15 protein-coding genes are annotated in these 17,799 nt (G+C 42.5%); 9 read left to right on the forward strand and 6 right to left on the reverse strand.

The features are described 5' to 3' along the window. Positions 1 to 63 precede the first annotated feature (63 nt). The 3 genes from BLS59_RS22300 to BLS59_RS22310 all read right to left on the reverse strand — a co-directional run bounded on the left by BLS59_RS22300 (position 64) and on the right by BLS59_RS22310 (position 3,341). Positions 64 to 714, reverse strand: a complete 651-nt coding sequence (locus BLS59_RS22300) for a hypothetical protein (protein WP_091152747.1) — start codon at positions 712 to 714, stop codon at positions 64 to 66. Positions 715 to 789: 75 nt separating this feature from the next. Beyond that, entirely contained in the window at positions 790 to 2,892 is a 2,103-nt protein-coding gene (locus BLS59_RS22305; protein WP_091152749.1) for a ComEC/Rec2 family competence protein, read from the reverse strand. Between the two features lie 113 nt (positions 2,893 to 3,005). Beyond that, positions 3,006 to 3,341 (reverse strand): MerR family transcriptional regulator, encoded by a 336-nt coding sequence (locus tag BLS59_RS22310; RefSeq protein ID WP_091152751.1) that lies wholly within the window; start codon positions 3,339 to 3,341, stop codon positions 3,006 to 3,008. A 249-nt stretch (positions 3,342 to 3,590) separates the two neighbouring features. Between BLS59_RS22310 and alaS the strand changes: the two genes are divergently transcribed. Beyond that, a complete protein-coding gene (gene alaS, locus BLS59_RS22315) occupies positions 3,591 to 6,266 on the forward strand; it encodes an alanine--tRNA ligase (protein WP_091152753.1) in 2,676 nt (891 codons plus the stop codon). Positions 6,267 to 6,487: 221 nt separating this feature from the next. Here the strand turns inward: alaS and BLS59_RS22320 are convergent, their stop codons facing one another. Continuing rightward, positions 6,488 to 7,027: a hypothetical protein gene (locus BLS59_RS22320; protein ID WP_091152754.1), complete on the reverse strand. Its 540-nt coding sequence runs from the start codon at positions 7,025 to 7,027 to the stop codon at positions 6,488 to 6,490. Between the two features lie 217 nt (positions 7,028 to 7,244). On the opposite strand from BLS59_RS22320, the gene gatB reads away from it, so the two are divergent. The 3 genes from gatB to BLS59_RS22335 all read left to right on the forward strand — a co-directional run bounded on the left by gatB (position 7,245) and on the right by BLS59_RS22335 (position 10,734). Beyond that, on the forward strand, positions 7,245 to 8,714 hold the full coding sequence (gene gatB / locus BLS59_RS22325) for an Asp-tRNA(Asn)/Glu-tRNA(Gln) amidotransferase subunit GatB (protein WP_091152756.1): 1,470 nt from the start codon (positions 7,245 to 7,247) through the stop codon (positions 8,712 to 8,714). Between the two features lie 72 nt (positions 8,715 to 8,786). After that, the gene (locus tag BLS59_RS22330) at positions 8,787 to 9,938 is read left to right on the forward strand and encodes a TlpA disulfide reductase family protein (protein WP_091152758.1); all 1,152 of its coding nucleotides are present in this window, start codon (positions 8,787 to 8,789) and stop codon (positions 9,936 to 9,938) included. A gap of 106 nt (positions 9,939 to 10,044) precedes the next feature. Beyond that, a complete protein-coding gene (locus BLS59_RS22335; RefSeq protein WP_091152760.1) occupies positions 10,045 to 10,734 on the forward strand; it encodes a response regulator transcription factor in 690 nt (229 codons plus the stop codon). Between the two features lie 157 nt (positions 10,735 to 10,891). Here BLS59_RS22335 and BLS59_RS31335 read toward each other — a convergent pair whose 3' ends face one another. Further along, a complete protein-coding gene (locus BLS59_RS31335) occupies positions 10,892 to 11,377 on the reverse strand; it encodes a hypothetical protein (RefSeq protein ID WP_143014215.1) in 486 nt (161 codons plus the stop codon). Positions 11,378 to 11,523: 146 nt separating this feature from the next. Between BLS59_RS31335 and BLS59_RS22345 the strand changes: the two genes are divergently transcribed. The 3 genes from BLS59_RS22345 to BLS59_RS22355 all read left to right on the forward strand — a co-directional run bounded on the left by BLS59_RS22345 (position 11,524) and on the right by BLS59_RS22355 (position 15,161). Further along, entirely contained in the window at positions 11,524 to 12,243 is a 720-nt protein-coding gene (locus tag BLS59_RS22345) for an RluA family pseudouridine synthase (protein ID WP_091152762.1), read from the forward strand. A 77-nt stretch (positions 12,244 to 12,320) separates the two neighbouring features. Continuing rightward, a complete protein-coding gene (locus BLS59_RS22350) occupies positions 12,321 to 13,772 on the forward strand; it encodes a tetratricopeptide repeat protein (RefSeq protein WP_205411332.1) in 1,452 nt (483 codons plus the stop codon). Positions 13,773 to 14,150: 378 nt separating this feature from the next. Beyond that, positions 14,151 to 15,161 carry a glutamine synthetase beta-grasp domain-containing protein gene (locus tag BLS59_RS22355; protein WP_091152766.1) on the forward strand — a complete coding sequence of 337 codons (1,011 nt, stop codon included), beginning with the start codon at positions 14,151 to 14,153 and terminating at the stop codon, positions 15,159 to 15,161. Positions 15,162 to 15,222: 61 nt separating this feature from the next. Here the strand turns inward: BLS59_RS22355 and BLS59_RS22360 are convergent, their stop codons facing one another. Next, positions 15,223 to 15,633: a gamma-glutamylcyclotransferase family protein gene (locus BLS59_RS22360; protein ID WP_162842741.1), complete on the reverse strand. Its 411-nt coding sequence runs from the start codon at positions 15,631 to 15,633 to the stop codon at positions 15,223 to 15,225. Between the two features lie 127 nt (positions 15,634 to 15,760). On the opposite strand from BLS59_RS22360, the gene BLS59_RS22365 reads away from it, so the two are divergent. Together BLS59_RS22365 and BLS59_RS22370 are read left to right on the forward strand one after the other, a co-directional pair. Then, a complete protein-coding gene (locus BLS59_RS22365) occupies positions 15,761 to 17,119 on the forward strand; it encodes a glutamine synthetase family protein (RefSeq protein WP_091152770.1) in 1,359 nt (452 codons plus the stop codon). 197 nt (positions 17,120 to 17,316) lie between these two features. Continuing rightward, entirely contained in the window at positions 17,317 to 17,706 is a 390-nt protein-coding gene (locus BLS59_RS22370) for a GxxExxY protein (protein ID WP_091152772.1), read from the forward strand. The last annotated feature ends 93 nt before the right edge of the window (positions 17,707 to 17,799 follow it).

Genomic DNA, 17,799 nt, shown 5'->3' on the forward strand with positions numbered 1-17,799 from the left:
GGTACAAAAATAGTACTTTAACCCAAATGTTAAGAAACCTTTAAATATTTGTTAGCTGGGCTGTTATTGACCGCCGCCTTTTTGCATTGCTGCAAGATCATCCAGACTGATCCTGTCAAAATCGGCAGGGATACCAAATGTGCCTGCGGGTACTTTTTGTTCAACAACACTTTTAACGGTAACTTCTGCATTACCTTGTGCGCTAAATGAAGTATACTGAACAGGGAAACCACCAATTTTGGCGTAGTATTTTCCAAGACCTACAAATGGTACTTCAATATCATTAGTGATCCATATGTCATAAGTTGCACCTTTTTTGGTGTCCTTGGCAATAACTTTTTTACAGTTAAAACCAGAGATCTGCTTGGTTTCGGTTGTTGGTGTAAATTCCAATACCGGGAACGCTGCTACCATCTGGTCAACTTCATCTGGCGTAGCTATTGCTGCTTTTTTAACACCAAAAGCCGGTACCTCAACCACGTTGGCGAATGATTTTCCGGCTGCGTCGTTAAGTATTTTAACAGCGGCTGGTCCAAAATTAAGTTTGTAAGCACTTGAATCAGATCTGAAATAGTTTTGAGCAGGAATAGCCTGTCCGCGGATAGACATTTCAAGATTTATAACACCTTCACTTATCTTTTTTTGCGCGCTTGCACTCATTGCTGTTGCAGTAAGGGCAAGTCCCAGGGCAACATTAAAAAATTTAATATTCATAGTTTCTGTTTAATTATACCAATTTACCTTTTTTTAGTTTAAAGACAAATTTATTGGTCTTTAGTTTAATTGCTGCTAATTAGATACCGTAACTAACGAAATGTTACGCTTCAATATTTTATAATTTATATGCAGTGTATCTGCTTCGGCCTTTAATTTGGCTATCAGGGCATTGCTATTGCTCTCGTCCATCACCAGCATATTAAAATTATAATTCTGCTGTATAAAAGCAATATCGGTATGCGGGCTGCCAGTGATGTATGCAAAATCCACGTTTAACTTTTGCGGAAGCTGGCTTTGTTCCAAACTTTTATCAAACAACAAGATTCGTTTATTATAAAATCCTATGAAGTTGCCCCGCTTATGCAGGTAATTCAGACTAACGTTTTGCTGCGGATTTATGATAGTTACATTGCTTACCTGGCTGCTATCCAGGTAGGGTTGTATGGAGTAGCTGTAGTTTTTATCAGTATCGGCAAGGTTGGTTAACACTAAGGCTTGGTTGCCATTTTTGAACACCATCCCCACGTTTTTGCGCAGGTTAAGGAATGCTATGGAACGGGTATTACCCGCATTGTATTTTTTAAGGCTGATACTGGCGGCAAGTAAAAACAGGCAGATCATCCCCGTAATAAACAGCCAGCGCTTTCTATCGTACAAAAAGTAAAACAGGCTGATAATAAGTACGTACAGCAACAAATACTCGGGTATGGTAAGCCATATTTTGTTGATGCTGGCAAAGGGCGTATGTTCAATAAAGGCCAGGGCTTTGTTCATCAGCAAAATACTTTGTTCCAGCACCCATGCCAATACGGTTGACAGGCCGGGTACCCATGACAAAAGCAGGTAACCCAAACCGCTGTACATAATAACCGCTGTGGGGATTATAATAAGCAGGTTGCTTACCAAAAAGTAAACCGGAAACTGGTGAAAATAAAACGCACTCAGCGGAAAAGTAATTACCTGCGCAGCGATGGATACCGAACAAACCGACCATAATTTATCGGCCCATTTGTTTTTAAATTTCATCCACCGGTAAACAACCGGCTGCAAAACAATAAGGCCGGCAACGGCAAGGTAGGAGAGCTGGAAACCAACGTCGGTAATATATAAAGGATTGTAAAGTAGTAGTAAGAAAGCCGATATAGCCAGGATATTCAGCATGTTGATGTGCCGTGCAAAGTTTTTACCGATGATAACCATGCTGATCATTACCGCCGCCCGGCAAACCGCTGGCGAAAAGCCGGTGAGCATGGCATAATACCCAATTAGCATAACAATAATGCCCATTTTTAAATACCTGCCATACCTGCGCCCGTTCATAAAACCCAGCAAGCCCTGCAGCAGTACATAAATAATAGCCACATGCGCACCCGAAACCGACAGTACATGAATAGTGCCCGTTTTTGAATAAGCCTGCAAAATATCATTACTTAAATCGGCCTTGTAACCCAATATGAGGGTTGATGCTACGGCTATGGCATCCGCGTTGTGCATTTTTTGCTTGAAGGCCTGCACCATTTGCTGCCGTAACCTGAGCGAATAGGCAATGAGCGGGTTGCCGGTATCGTGCTCAATTACATGGTACAAGCCGGGGTACAGGAACAATTGGTAATAAATATTCTGATGCGCCAGGTATTTTTTATAATTGAACTCGCCGGGGTTAAATGGTGGGTCGATAGCAGTGTAGGTGCCTGGTACCAGCAGTTCATCGCCGTATTGCAGGCCGGTTGCGGTGCTGTCTTTTATGGTGATGAGCAGGGTGCCGGAGGCATCGTGAGTTTGGTTGTTATTTACTGTTTGCTGAACGCTGGCGGTAAACCTGAGCAATCCGTTCTTTAGCTGCGGTTCGTTACTGATCTTTACCAGCAGGTGTTTGGCCGGCGATTTAGAAAAATGGCTTGTATTGTTCAGCTCATTATTACTGATAGCGCTGATGCAACCTGCCGCGAGCATAATAAAGCCCATCAGGAGGCCTCCCATCCACCTGAATTTATAAACGCCAAGTTGCAGGTATGTTAAATTAAGCAGGATGAAAACGGCGCCCAATCCAATAAATACACCCCACAAAACAGGTAACCATATAGCGCTAACCCAGCCGATGCCCAAAGCAACGCCCAATAAATAAGGCATAAGCAGCACAACAACAGGAATTTCGCCTTTATGATTCGCGATCATATGCTGTTGAGATATGAGATGTTAGATATGAGATTTGAGACAAAATATAATATGTAAGATAGGAGTTAAGAAAGATAAAAAATATCTCATATCTCAAATCTAACATCTCATATCTATAATTGGTCGCGTACTTCGAGCAGGAATTTTTTTATATCTTCCAGCGAATTGATAACGCGCTGGTTCTCTTTGGTATCACCCATGTTGTTTTTAAGGTGATCCTTTGCGCCCTGCAGGGTATAGCCCTTATCGCGGATGAGGTGGAAGATGATCTTGAAATTCTCGAGGTCTTCGGGGGTGAAATAACGGTTGCCTTTTTTGTTTTTCTTGGGCTGCAACACATCAAATTCCTTTTCATAGAAACGGATAAGCGACTGATTCACATCAAACATGGCCGATACCTCGCCCATGGTGTAATACATTTTGCTTATCTCGCGGTCTTTGTAAGGCATATGCAAATGTAAGTTTTTAGTTTTTAAGTCCGCAAGTCCGGAAGTCAGAAAAGTCCGGAAGTTTTAGCTACAATCATTTACTCTTGAATTTTTCCTCCCGACTTCCGGACTTTCTGACTTCCCGACTTTTTAACCCTTTTCTGACTTTCCGACTTCCGGACTTTCTGACTTCCCGACTTTTTAACCCTTTTCTGACTTTCCGACTTCCGGACTTTCTGACTTCCCGACTAATAATTACATTTGCATCCTATGACAGCTACCGAAATACGACAGGCTTTTCTTGATTTTTTTGTTTCAAAGGGACATACCATTGTTCCCTCTGCACCTATTGTTATAAAAAACGACCCCACCCTCATGTTTACCAACGCGGGGATGAACCAGTTTAAAGATATATTTTTGGGCGAAGCACCTGCCAAAGCCCCTCGTGTGGCCGATACGCAACGCTGCCTGCGGGTAAGCGGTAAGCACAACGATTTGGAAGAGGTGGGGATTGATACCTATCACCATACCATGTTTGAGATGCTGGGCAACTGGAGCTTTGGCGACTACTTTAAAAAAGAAGCCATTGCCTGGAGCTGGGAACTGCTTACCGAAGTTTATAAACTACCTAAAGACCGCCTATACGTTACCTATTTCGAAGGCGACGAAAAAGAAGGTCTGGAAAAAGATACCGAAACCTACGACCTCTGGAAACAGTATGTAGACGAGGCGCACATTCTCCCCGGCAATAAAAAAGATAATTTTTGGGAAATGGGCGAAACCGGTCCGTGCGGTCCGTGTTCGGAGGTTCATTTTGATAGCCGCCCGGATAATGAGCGTGCCGAGGTAAGCGGTGCAACCCTTGTAAATGCCGATCACGACCAGGTTATCGAGATCTGGAATGATGTATTTATGCAATTTAACCGCTTAAAGGGCGGCGCCTTACAGCCATTACCCGCCAAACACGTAGATACGGGCATGGGCTTTGAACGCCTGGTGCGCGTGCTGCAAGGCAAAAGCTCTAATTATGATACGGATGTTTTTCAGCCAATGATCCAGTTTATTGCAGAGAAAAGCGGTAAAACCTATAACAGCGCCGCCAAACCCGGCGATGCCGATTGGAGCAGCGCCGTAGCTATGCGCGTACTGGCCGACCATATCCGCGCCATCAGCTTTGCCATTGCCGATGGACAATTACCAGCAAGCAATAAAGCAGGCTACGTGATCCGCAGGATATTACGCAGGGCGGTACGTTACAGCTACCAAACTTTAGGCTTTAAAGAACCATTCTTTAACCAATTGGTGCCTTTGCTGGCAGAGCAATTTAAAGGCGTGTTTGATAATTTGTACAGTCAAAAGGATTTTGTGCAGAAGGTGATTTTGGAGGAAGAGGTTTCTTTCTTGAGAACGTTAGAACAGGGGATAAAATATTTTGATGATTATTACGAAAAGACATTTGTTAGGACAGGAAAAACCTCTGATGGGAATGAGATTCAATTGTTGTTTCCGGGCGAAATGGCTTTTAAACTATATGACACTTATGGCTTTCCTATAGATTTAACCCAACTTATGGCTCGTGAAAGAGATACTTTGATTAATATGGAAACATTTGAAGCCGCTCTTCAAGAACAAAAGTCCCGTTCCCGTGCTGCTTCAATTATTGACACGCAAGATTGGGTAGTCCTCAAAGATGACGAAACCTCTACCTTCACCGGCTACGATGAAACCGAAACCATTGCCCATGTGGTAAAATACCGCAAGGTTACAGCTAAGGGAAAGGAGCAATACCAGATAGTGCTGGATAAAACACCTTTCTATGCCGAAAGCGGTGGCCAGGTAGGGGATAAGGGCGAGCTGGTATTCCCTGATGGAACCATTATTTTAGTTACCGATACCAAAAAAGAGAATGGCCTAACCGTTCACTTTGTAGATAACCTGCCCGAGGATATTGAGGATGCGCTTACGGCCATTGTTGATCCTGCTTTGCGCAGCCAAACCAACAGCAACCACTCGGCTACACACTTGCTGCATGCCGCTATGAAACAGGTGTTAGGCAGTCACGTAAATCAAAAAGGTTCACTGGTTAATTCCGATTACCTGCGGTTCGATTTTTCGCACTTTGCCAAGGTAACCGACGAGGAACTGGCGCAGATAGAAGCTATCGTAAATCAAAAGGTTCGCCAGAATATTCCCCTTAAAGAAGAACGCAGCGTGCTATATGCCGAAGCCATCACCAGCGGCGTAACTGCCCTGTTTGGCGAAAAATACGGCGAGTATGTACGCGTGATCACCTTCGAGGAAGAGTTTAGTAAGGAGCTTTGCGGCGGTACGCACGTACAGGCTACCGGGCAAATTGGTTACTTCAAAATAATATCCGAAAGCGCTGTTGCTGCCGGGGTGCGTCGTATAGAGGCCATTACCGGGGTTGCTGCTGAGGTTTACATTACTAATCAAAGCAACCTGGTGAATCAGCTTAAAGACCTCCTTAAAAACCCTAAAGACCTGCCAAAAAGCGTTGAAAGTCTACTGGAAGAAAACAGTAAACTGAAAAAAGAAATAGAGAAATCTATCCTCGAAAAATCATCGGGCCTTAAAAACGAACTGGCGCAAAAAGCCGAAGCTATAGGCGGCTTAAACTTCATTGCCCAAAAAGTTGCCCTGCCCAACGCCGAGGCCGTTAAAAACCTGGCGTACCAGCTAAAAGATATCGTACCCAACCTGTACCTGGTACTGGCTGCCGATTTCGATGGTAAACCAAGCCTTACGGTTATGATAGCCGAAAACCTGGTAAAGGAAAAAGGGTTGCATGCCGGCAATATCATTAAAGAACTGGCCAAAGAAATCAAAGGCGGTGGCGGCGGTCAGCCTTTCTTCGCAACAGCCGGGGGCAGTGATGCAAGCGGCTTGGATAATGCATTGGTGAAGGCAAAGAGTTTTATAGCCTAAGCATGACCTATTAAACCCCACGCCGTCGCTCGGCTCCAGCCGAGTGACCGTTATTAACAGGCCTCCGGCCTGCGAAACAGTGCGGCGGGACGCCGTTTAATAGTCGTCACTCGGCCGGATCCGAGCGACTGGCCAATTAGAATAAGTTTCAAGATCACAAAAAAAGACCGCCCAACCGACGGTCTTTTTTTGTAACTATTATATAAGGGAACTAAACAAAATTAATGTTTGTCATGTCCTGAATGGTGACCATTGTTAGCCGGACGGTGTACCACTTTGGTGCGGTTAACAACCCTGGTATGGTTAACCACGCGCGGCCTTGAATGTACCACGCGGGTACGGTTAACAACACGAGGCCTTGCATGTACCACACGGTTATGCACTACGTAGTGATCGCGCACAATTACGTTACGTGTGCCCCTGTAACGTGCATAACGGGGACGATCGACATTATAATAAGTATATGCCCTTGGGCGGTTAACGGCAACCTTATAGCCGTTGCGGATATCGTACGTAGCATAACGTGGTGGCAATGAGTTTCTGAAAACCCAGCTGCCGCGCTCCTGGTAAACGTATTGGTGGGTTGGTACATAGTAGTAGCTTTCCACATCGGGCAGGTAATAGTAGTTAACGCCGCTGTATTCTGCGGGTGGAGTCCATGCGCCAATTTGTACGCTTAAATTAACTTGTGCTTTTGTTTGGGTAGTTGTTGCGGCCATCATCGCAAATCCGGCCAGCAATCCTAAAATTATTTTTTTCATGGTATCTTCTAAAACTTGTAAGTTAGTTATGCGGCAATATTCAATTATTGTGCCGGGTTACAGGATAGACGCTTAGTGTTATCAAAGGTTTAATAAAGCAACTTTTATAGCGGTATGCAAATTTTGAGCTTGTTTAAAACCCAAATGATGTTTATACTGTATTAACTTTTATATATTTGACGCTCGATCAGTGAAATTTAGCTGAATTTTAATTTTTATGACAGTTCTCACAAACGGGATAAGTGAAAAGTACGAAGTGGTGATAGGCCTCGAAGTACATGCCCAGTTATCTACTTTAAGCAAGGCGTTTTCTGCAGATTCAGCCGCCTTTGGTGCCGGGCCTAACCAGCATATCAGTGCCGTATCATTAGGGCATCCGGGTACCTTACCTTTCTTTAATAAAAAAGCGGTTGAATACGCTGTAAAAATGGGCCTGGCCTGTAATTGCACCATCAACCTTAATAATACCTTCGCCCGTAAAAATTATTTTTATGCCGATCTGCCAAAGGGCTACCAGATAACCCAGGATCAGGCTCCGGTTTGTTTGGGTGGCTTTGTACCCGTTAAACTGGCCGATGGTACGCAAAAGAACATTGCCATTCACCATATCCACATGGAAGAGGATGCCGGTAAAAGCATGCACGACCAGCACCACGCCGATTCGCTTATCGACCTGAACCGGGCCGGGGTGCCATTGGTAGAGATCGTATCTGAACCGGATATGCGCAGTGCCGAAGAAGCAGGTCAGTTTTTAACCGAAACCCGTAAAATACTCCGTTACCTTGATATTTGCGATGGTAATATGGAGGAAGGCAGTATGCGCTGCGATGCCAATATATCTGTAAGACTTAAAGGCGCCACACAATACGGCAACCGCTGCGAGGTGAAAAACCTCAACTCCATCCGCAATGTACAGCGTGCTATTGAACACGAATTTATCCGCCAGGTAAATATCATAGAAGATGGCGGTCGTATAGATCAAAATACCCTGAATTTTAATGCTGATACCGGCGAAACATCGGTTTTGCGCTCCAAAGAAATGGCGAACGATTACCGCTATTTCCCCGAGCCCGATCTGATGCCGCTGATGCTGACAGAGCAATATGTGGATGATATTCGCAAAGGCCTGCCCGCGCTACCAAATCAGCTGTACCATAAATATACCGAGCAGCTTGGCCTGTCGGCATACGATGCGTCGGTAATTACTGCCGATAGGGATTTTGCCCTGTATTTTGAGCAGCTGATAAAGGCTACCGATCATTACAAGGCTGCCGCAAACTGGCTTATGGGTGCCGTAAAATCATACCTTAATGATCATAGCGTTACCATTAGTAATTTTACTGTTACACCACAAGACATAGCCGACTTAATAAAATTAGTTGACGCAGGAGTGATAAACAATTCTGTAGCTTCGCATAAGTTATTCCCGGCCATGATAAAGGAACCGGGCAAAGGTGCCGAGGAGCTGGCTAAAGAGCTTAACCTGCTCATAAGTGCCGATAATGACGATGTAACCGGTTTTATCCGTGCGGCTATAGCCAAATTCCCAGATAAGGTTAAGGAATACCAAAAGGGCAAAAAAGGCGTTTTGGGCTTGTTCATGGGCGAGATCATGAAGAGCTCGAAAGGGAAAATAGATCCGCAGAAAACCAACCAGTTGCTGATAAAGGAATTAGAATCGAAATAAATGAAGCTGTATTAAGTTGCTTAAACGCTGCTTATAATTTGCATCACCTATATAAATAAATAGTTCAAAAAAATGAAGAACCGCATTATTGCAGCCTGCGTATTGCTGCTTACCGTATTTGCTTTTTCTTGTAAAAATAGTTCAACCTTTACCATTAACGGCGAACTTAAAAACCCCGGCACTATAAAACTGGTATACCTTGTTGAAAACGATAGCACAGGCCTAAAGGTGGTTGACTCTACCACGCTGGGCGAGGGCGGTAAATTTCAGTTTAAACATTCATCCACTTACGCTAATTTTTACAAATTAAGGATAGGCACCAACGGCAGCGGCGAAATGGCCGGCGCAGCAAGCAATGTGTATGACCTGATAGCTAAAAATGGTGATGATATTGAATTTACTACCGATAACAATGATGCCGCGCATGCGTATACCATTAAAGGGTCAGACGAATCGGGCAAAATACAGGAGTTTAATAAGCTGAGCAACGTTTACGCCTCAAAAAATATTAAACTGGGCGAGCAGTACCAGGCAAAATTGCAGGCCGAACACAAACAGGTTGATAGCCCGCTGCTTAAAGTTTTATTGCCAATTTATCAGAAAAATATAGAAGACCTGAGCGACGCTACCCTGAAATTTGTGAACGACAATAAACATTCCCTTGCTGGCTTTTATGCGGCAACATCGCTTGATCCTATTAAATATGAGCCGCAGCTGATAACTTATTCTGATGCTATAAAAGGTACTTTTGATGATAATCCCGGCATACAGCAGTTTATCAAACAAATGGAAAAGGTTAAAGTGGTTGCCATAGGCCATAAAGCACCGGATTTTACGGTAGCAGGTATTGATGGTAAACCAATAAAGCTGTCTGATTATAAAGGTAAATACGTAATGCTTGATTTTTGGGCATCATGGTGCGCACCTTGTCGCCAGGAAAATCCAAATGTGGTTAAGCAGTACGCTAAGTTTAATTCAAAAGGCTTGAATATACTTGGTATCTCTTTAGATAAGGAGAAAAAAGACTGGCAAAAAGCCATTAACGATGATAAGTTAACATGGCAGCATGGGTCAGACCTTAATGGCTTTGAAGGTGCTACAGAAAGGCTTTATCATATCGAGGCTATACCATCAAATTTTATCATTGATCCTCAGGGAAATATCGCCGCAAAAAATATTACAGGCACCGATCTTGAAGCTTTTTTAAACAAAACATTCAAATAACCTGAAATAACTGTTAATATAAGGTAACCATTAACAATTTGTTAATATTGATTTAACCTTTAGCTTTTGTAAAGTGTATACTTTTATACAAAAAAATTAACGCATCATGAGCACAGCTACTAAACAGAAAATTCTTATTGTTGATGATGAACCGGATATTTTGGAGTTGATTGAATACAACCTGAAAAAAGAAGGTTACCAGGTGTTTTTAGCCCGCAACGGTCAGGAAGCCGTGGCCGAGGCCAAAAAATCATTGCCCGATTTAATAGTGCTTGATATAATGATGCCCAAAATGGACGGCATTGAGGCTTGCCGCATTATGCGCACCATGCCCGAGTTTAAAAATACCTTTATGGTGTTTTTAACAGCCCGCAGCGAGGAATATTCAGAAATTGCCGGCTTTAACGTAGGTGCCGATGATTACATAGCCAAACCTATTAAGCCGCGTGCATTGGTAAGCCGTATAAACGCTATCCTGCGTCGTAATGGCCCTACAGAGGATGCACCGGAAAACAAACTTGAAATTGGCGACCTGGTTATTGACCGCGAGGCGTACCTGGTTTATAAAGCCGGTGCTAAAGTGGTTTTGGCCAAAAAAGAATTTGAATTGCTTTACCTGCTGGCTTCAAAACCAGGCAAGGTATACACCCGTGAGGTGATCTTGAAAAATATTTGGGAAGATTCTGTTGTGGTTACCAATCGCACCATCGATGTTCACATCCGCAAACTACGCGAAAAACTGGGCGACGACTGCGTGGCTACCGTAAAAGGAGTAGGCTACAAGTTTGACGGATAGTCTTTTTAGATGTGCAGATTTTAGATTTCAAATGTGCAGATGGGGGATTTTAGATTTCAAATGTGCAGATTTTAGATTGATTTAGGAATTATGGTATAATAAAAAAGCGCCTGGAGTTTTTCTTCCGGCGCTTTTTGTTTTTTAAATAAATTGCTGCTTACTTGGATGCGGCTGTAGCTTTTTTCTTTACAGCGGTTGCGGCTTTGGCTGTTTTTGCTGCCACGGCTTTTTTAACGTCGGTAGCTTCTTCCTTGGCTTTGGTTGTAATGGCTTTGGCCTTGGTGCTGGCTTTGGCTTTAACATCGGCAGTAGCTTTTTTGGCGTCGGCAACGTCTTCTTTTACCTTGGCTGTAATGGCTTTTGTTTTGGTTTCGGCTTTTGCTTTAACATCGGCGGCTACAGTTTTGGCTTTGGCGGCAGTGGCTGCTACTTTTTTGGTAACTGCTGCTTTTGTAGCAGCTGCTTCTTTAGTGGCTGTCGCTTTTTTGGCTGTTACCTTTTCTTTTATGTCTTCTATTTTGTGTTCGGCTGCATCTTTTACGTCTTCGGCTGTTTCTTTGGTACCATCCCAAAGATGTTCAATTGTTTCTTTAACCTTCTCAAAAAATCCTTTTTCTTCGGGTTGGGTTGAGTTATTGCTCATGATGTTTACTATAGGTGTTTGTTAATAATTGTTATTTGTTGTAATAACCAGCATGGTTATACTTTGTTTTACAACCGGTTAACAAATGATTTTATGCTGATACACTTTAAGCGAGGTTTAAATTATAAACCGTATTTTTGCCGGCTATGAAGTTTCCGAAATTTGCAGATCTGATACTGTTTGAAAACGATGACGTGATTGTGGTGAACAAACCACCCTTTTTAAGTTCGCTTGATGAGCGCGAAGGGGGAGAGGTGAATTTACTGCGCCTGGCCAAAGCCTATTGGGACGATGCCCAGATCTGCCACCGTTTGGACAAGGAAACTTCGGGCGCGCTTATCATCGCCAAAAATCCCGAGGCTTATCGCCTGGTATCTATGCAGTTTGAAAAACGCCAGGTTAAAAAGGTATACCATGCTATTATTGATGGTACGCATACTTTTGATAATTTGCTGATAGATCTGCCTATCCTTAACGTGGGTAAAGGCAACGTAACCATTAGCAGGCAAGAGGGTAAACGCGCCGAAACATGGTTTCAATCATTAAAATATTTTAAGCATTATACCCTGGTTGAGTGCCGCCCGGTTACCGGCCGTATGCACCAGATCAGGATTCACCTGGCCACGCAGCGGGCCTCTATTGCGGGTGATGATATGTACAAGGGCGAGCCGGTTTTCCTGTCGAAGATAAAACGTAAGTATCATTTAGGGAAAGATCAGGAAGAACTGCCTATCATGAAACGCTTTGCGCTGCATGCTTACGAGGTAACATTTAAAATAAATGCCGATACCGCAATTACCATACATGCCCCATACCCCAAAGACTTTGAAACCCTGCTGAAATTGCTGGAAAAGTTTGATAGTTAAACTGTTATTTTATTGATAATGTTTGTTTTTACCGTATGCAAGCGTAAATTTATAAGAAAATAGCTTGCATGTTAAAAATGCTGCGCCTTTCCTTGTCGCTTTTGCTTATCTGCTGCAGTTTTAAAGCAGCTTTGTCGCAGCCCCATGTTAAAAAAGATAGCCTCGTCAATTTTATCCAGTTAAAAGATCAGGGCCAGCGGGAACGAAAGGTGACGAGGTATATTAAATCGGCCTTTCAAAACCTGCCGGTTGAAAAGGCCGATTCAACAAAGCAAGCCATAGTTCACACTTTTGCCAATTATTCGTTTGATAATAAAGAGGCGATTGTCCATTTTTTAGAGAGCGTATATCAAAGACAGCTCTTAAAGTTCAATGAATCGCGGAGGGCTTTAATGAGTGCCATTAATGAGGCACATAAAAGTGACGACCATTACCTGCTTTACCTGTTTTTTTCGCACCAAGCATTTTTACAAACCGACCAGGGTAATGCCATTGATGCGGTTTACAGTTACGGCTTGGCAAAAAACGAAGCCCGAAAACTCAATGACCCGTACCTTGAAGTGCTGCTGAACGTAAATATATCTGATATATATTATAAAAGTGGCTTATATGCCCAATCGTTATCATACCTTAATAAAGTACAGGAAATAAATGACACGCTAAAACGGCTTAATATTTATAGTTTGCTGAGTTATAACCGTGCCGAGAATTATTTCCGGATGAAAAATTACGACTCGCTGAAGCTATGTAATGAAAAGCTGAATGGCTCGCTTAACCGCACTTATAAGCTGCATACCTATCAAAAGCGTACCGCGTATTATCTGCATTTGCTAAAACACGATTATAAAGGCGCCATAAAGCTTATTAATAAGCTTGTAAAAGATAGCCTGTACATAAAAAGCGATGCAGAGCATTTAAACCTGGCCGATGCCTACTTTAGCAACGGGCAAATTGACTCGGCCCAATACATAGTTAACGTTTTGCTTGTGCAGCCATCCATAAGTAATCATCCCGAAATAAAATACCATTTGTACGAGCTGTTGGGCAATATTGCTCAAATTAAAAAAGATGATAAGCTTGCCGCCTATAACTTTAAACTGGCGCTTGAGCAATCCAAACAAAACATTAACAACCTAACACAGGTAGGCGATATATCATCAAAAATTAAACTTGATGAAGTGCAGGACCGGTATTATATGAATGTACTAAAGTATAAACACGAACGCCTATGGCTCATTTTTTCCATTGTAATGACTGGCTGTATGGTTATAATATTTGCCATATTTTACCGCAGTAACCGTCAAAAAAGTCATTATGAAAAATTGCTGTTTGAAAGTAAAAAGCGAGAGCTTGCGCTCATAAACTCGCACGAGGTACGCAACCACCTGTCGAACATATTAGGGTTGCTTGACATTATGAGAGATTGTGATACCAAAGAGGAGTTGCTTCAAACGCAGGCCTATTTACAATACTCGGCCCAGGAACTTGATAAAAATCTCAAAAATGTATCGCGGAAGTTAAGTGACTAACACTTTGATTTGATGCCGCTGTTTAGTGCTTTTTATTTATAAGCCAAAAAAATCTGTCGTATTTTCAGCTAAAAAGAGCTTTTGATGCCGTTTTTAGTGCAAATAATAACAATTAGTTTATGTCAATTTAATGTTTTTGCATTTTTGGCAATAATGATTGTATTTTGATGGTGATAAATGCGATATTGGCAATATGATTATTTATTGTATTAATAATTATGTATTTATAGTTGAAAAGTGGGCTTTGTTGAAAAAAATTATAAAAAAATCAAACTTTTATGATGAAATTTATAAAAATAGTTTAAATTCGTCCCAATAATTAGTCAGATTGACAGAAAAACTATAAATAGAACCCCAACTTTACAAATTAATTAAAAAATGGCAACTAAACTCGAGTACATTTGGCTTGATGGGTACAAACCAACACAAAGCCTGCGTAGCAAAACAAAAATTGAAAAGGATTTTAGCGGTAAATTAGAAGATTGTCCGCTTTGGAGCTTTGATGGTTCATCAACTGAGCAGGCACCGGGTGGTTCGTCTGATTGCGTTTTAAAGCCGGTTTTTATTTGCCCTGATCCACAAAGAAAAGATGCATACCTGGTTATGTGCGAAGTTTTAGATTCAAAAGGTCAGCCTCATGAGTCAAACGGTCGTGCACACATCATGGATGATGATAACGATTTTTGGTTTGGTTTTGAGCAGGAGTACTTTTTATGGGATCCTAAAACCGATAAACCTCTTGGTTTCCCGGCAGGTGGTTACCCAGGTCCGCAAGGCCCATACTATTGTTCAGTAGGTGCAAACAACGCTTACGGTCGTGAGATTGTTGAAGAGCACTTAGATGTATGTTTAGATGCAGGCTTAAATGTTGAAGGTATCAATGCCGAAGTAGCAGCTGGTCAGTGGGAATTCCAAATTTTTGCTAAAGGCGCTAAAGAAGCCGGTGACCAGATCTGGGTTGCACGTTATTTATTAGAAAGAATTGGCGAAAGCTATGGTGTTAGCATCAACTGGCATTGCAAACCATTAGGTACTTTAGACTGGAATGGTTCTGGCATGCACGCTAACTTCTCAAATACTACTTTACGTACTGCAAACAGCAAAGAAACTTTCACAGCTATCTGCGAAGCTTTCCGCCCGGCTGTTGCTGAGTGTGTGGAAGTATACGGTGCCCATAACGAACTGCGTTTAACAGGTAAACACGAAACTGCTTCAATCACTGATTTTAGCTACGGTGTATCTGATCGTGGTGCTTCTATCCGCATCCCATTATACACAGTTGATCATAACTGGAGTGGTTACTTAGAAGATCGTCGCCCTAACTCTGCGGCCGATCCATACAAAGTAGCTGCAGTTATCATCAAAACTGTAAAATCTGCGAAAGTTTAATCCCCCGCATATAACTTTAACTTCTTCCCCCGGCCGCAAAAGCCGGGGGATTTTTTTTGCCCTATTGTTCCTTATACAACCGGTAATCGCCGCTGACTATTTTAGACAAGCCCTCTACCGGCCAGTTATAAAGGTAAACCCAGCAGGTAAGCGCACTCGTATCTGTTTCAATAGGCAATAATACGCGTACATATTCGTGTGGTGCGGGTTCACTGGCGGTAATGCCTTCGTATTGGTCAATAAAAGTGAGGGTTTTATCCGGCTCATCCATCAAATAAATACTGCCATGTACAAACAACCTGGATGAGCGGTCGGCCAGTGCAGCGGGGTATTCGCCAACGTCATAAAGCCTGCCTTTAAACCTGCCGGTTTTTATGAATTTACAATGCTGGTTAAGGTAAGCGGCATACGGGTTGCCTGCCACCAGTAAGGTGCCATAAACAAATAAATACTGGTTAGCTGCTGGTGTCAACTTAAATTGGTTTAAACAAATATAATGTCAAATTCGTATGAATACACATTAACAAGCATAGCAATTTTTTTATGTTTACATCATATTGGCTATCTTGCTTACGCGTAGCCTACCTTATATTTATACCATGAATAACGAGCAGATCAAAGCATATATAGAAGAAAATAACATCCAGAAAATAAAGTTCGCCTTTGCCGATATTGATGGCGTACTGCGTGGAAAGGTTATCCACACTAAAAAGTTTGTTGAAGGTTTGCAAAGCGGCTACGGTTTTTGTGATGTGGTTTTTGGTTGGGATAGCAACGACGCCTGTTATGACAATGTGCAGTTAACCGGCTGGCATACCGGCTACCCCGATAAGCTTTGCCGTATTGATCTGAATACCTTACGCACCATTCCGTGGCAGGATAATATCCCGTTTTTTTTAGCCGATTATAGTGATCCTGACGGAACAGCATTGCCCGCTTGTCCGCGTAGTTTGTTAAAAAAGATAGTTAAAGAATGTACCGATCTGGGGTACCATGCCGAGTTTGCGCAGGAGTTTGAATGGTTCAATTTCAGGGAAACACCGCAATCCATTAATGATAAGCAGTTTACCAATATCAATACGCTTACGCCAGGCATGTTTGGCTATTCCATATTGCGTACATCAGAAAATAGCGAGTTTTATTACGATTTGTTTAACCTGCTTACGCAGTTTAATATCCCGATAGAAGGTTTACATACCGAAACTGGTCCGGGTGTGTATGAGGCCGCCATAGCACATGATGAGGTTTTGGCCGCTGCCGATAAAGCCGTACTCTTTAAAACCGCTGTTAAGGAGATAGCCTACAAACACGGCATCATGGCATCATTCATGGCCAAGTGGACAGAAACGCTGCCCGGTTGCAGCGGTCACATTCACCAAAGCCTTTGGAGCCCCGATAAAACAGACAACCTGTTTTACAATGCCGATGACGCCAATAAGATGAGTGAGCTGCATAAGCATTACCTTGCGGGGCAGCTGTATTGCATGCCGCACCTGCTGCCTATGTACGCGCCAACCATCAACAGTTACAAGCGCCTTGTAGAAGGGGCCTGGGCACCAACCACCATAACCTGGGGAGTAGATAACCGCACAACGGCGCTCCGGGTAATTAATACTACCCCAGGCTACACCCGTTTAGAAACCCGCATCCCTGGATCGGATACCAATCCGTATCTGGCCATTGCAGCCGCGCTGGCATCGGGTCTTTACGGCATAAAAAATAAACTTGCCCTAAATATTGCACCAACCGTTGGTAACGGCTATCAGGATAAAAAGAATGGCGTACTGGCCTCCAACCTTTATGATGCCTCCATCGCCATGCAAAACTCGGCCATTGCAAAGGAGCTCTTTGGCGAAGGCTTTGTTGAACACTTCACGCAAACCCGCCTATGGGAGCACCGCCAATACGCCAAACACGTTACCGATTGGGAATTGAAAAGGTATTTTGAGATTATATAGGGGAATTATCTGAACCGGAAATTGTCTGAACCAGGATTAAACGGATTTAGCAGATTAAGGGATTTTGAATTGCAAATAAAAAAATCTGATAAATCCTGATTCAGGCAGTTTCAAGAATTATAATAAAAAAAACAAAAATCTGATAATCTGCTAAATCCGTTTAATCCCGGTTCAGACAATCAAATAACCCAAAACTAATGGATCAGCTAAAGCATGACGATATAACCGGCAAAATCATCGGTTGCGCTATGAAGGTCCATACTACACTTGGCAATGGTTTTCAGGAGGTGATTTATCAGCGGGCGCTTGAAATAGAAATGGCTTTGCATGGACTCGTTTTTGAGCGTGAAAAAGAAATGCCTATTTATTACAGAGGTGAAGAAATAGGTACCAGGCGTGTCGATTTTTTTGTTGAAGGACTTATTATGGTTGAACTTAAAGCAATCATTCAATTAGAAGATGTCCATTTAGCACAATCTATTAATTATCTTGAAGCCTATAGTATGGAGATTGGATTATTGATAAACTTTGGAAGTAAATCATTAACTTTTAAACGCCTGCTTAATAAAAAATTTAAGAGGGGTTAATCATAAAGGATATGCAAATCAAAATCCCAAAAATCAGATAAATCTGTTTAATCCTGGTTCATACAAAAAATTCGTTATTCCACAATATTATAT

Origin of the sequence: Mucilaginibacter pineti, assembly GCF_900101875.1 — a bacterium.
Lineage (GTDB): Bacteria > Bacteroidota > Bacteroidia > Sphingobacteriales > Sphingobacteriaceae > Mucilaginibacter > Mucilaginibacter pineti.

What these genes read in the sequence shown, in the direction of transcription:
- BLS59_RS22300 (WP_091152747.1), bottom strand. Translation starts at nt 714, where the DNA reads ATGAATATTAAATTTTTTAATGTTGCCCTGGGACTTGCCCTTACTGCA.
- BLS59_RS22305 (WP_091152749.1), bottom strand. Translation starts at nt 2,892, where the DNA reads ATGATCGCGAATCATAAAGGCGAAATTCCTGTTGTTGTGCTGCTTATG.
- BLS59_RS22310 (WP_091152751.1), bottom strand. Translation starts at nt 3,341, where the DNA reads ATGCCTTACAAAGACCGCGAGATAAGCAAAATGTATTACACCATGGGC.
- alaS (WP_091152753.1), top strand. Translation starts at nt 3,591, where the DNA reads ATGACAGCTACCGAAATACGACAGGCTTTTCTTGATTTTTTTGTTTCA.
- BLS59_RS22320 (WP_091152754.1), bottom strand. Translation starts at nt 7,027, where the DNA reads ATGAAAAAAATAATTTTAGGATTGCTGGCCGGATTTGCGATGATGGCC.
- gatB (WP_091152756.1), top strand. Translation starts at nt 7,245, where the DNA reads ATGACAGTTCTCACAAACGGGATAAGTGAAAAGTACGAAGTGGTGATA.
- BLS59_RS22330 (WP_091152758.1), top strand. Translation starts at nt 8,787, where the DNA reads ATGAAGAACCGCATTATTGCAGCCTGCGTATTGCTGCTTACCGTATTT.
- BLS59_RS22335 (WP_091152760.1), top strand. Translation starts at nt 10,045, where the DNA reads ATGAGCACAGCTACTAAACAGAAAATTCTTATTGTTGATGATGAACCG.
- BLS59_RS31335 (WP_143014215.1), bottom strand. Translation starts at nt 11,377, where the DNA reads ATGAGCAATAACTCAACCCAACCCGAAGAAAAAGGATTTTTTGAGAAG.
- BLS59_RS22345 (WP_091152762.1), top strand. Translation starts at nt 11,524, where the DNA reads ATGAAGTTTCCGAAATTTGCAGATCTGATACTGTTTGAAAACGATGAC.
- BLS59_RS22350 (WP_205411332.1), top strand. Translation starts at nt 12,321, where the DNA reads ATGCTGCGCCTTTCCTTGTCGCTTTTGCTTATCTGCTGCAGTTTTAAA.
- BLS59_RS22355 (WP_091152766.1), top strand. Translation starts at nt 14,151, where the DNA reads ATGGCAACTAAACTCGAGTACATTTGGCTTGATGGGTACAAACCAACA.
- BLS59_RS22365 (WP_091152770.1), top strand. Translation starts at nt 15,761, where the DNA reads ATGAATAACGAGCAGATCAAAGCATATATAGAAGAAAATAACATCCAG.
- BLS59_RS22370 (WP_091152772.1), top strand. Translation starts at nt 17,317, where the DNA reads ATGGATCAGCTAAAGCATGACGATATAACCGGCAAAATCATCGGTTGC.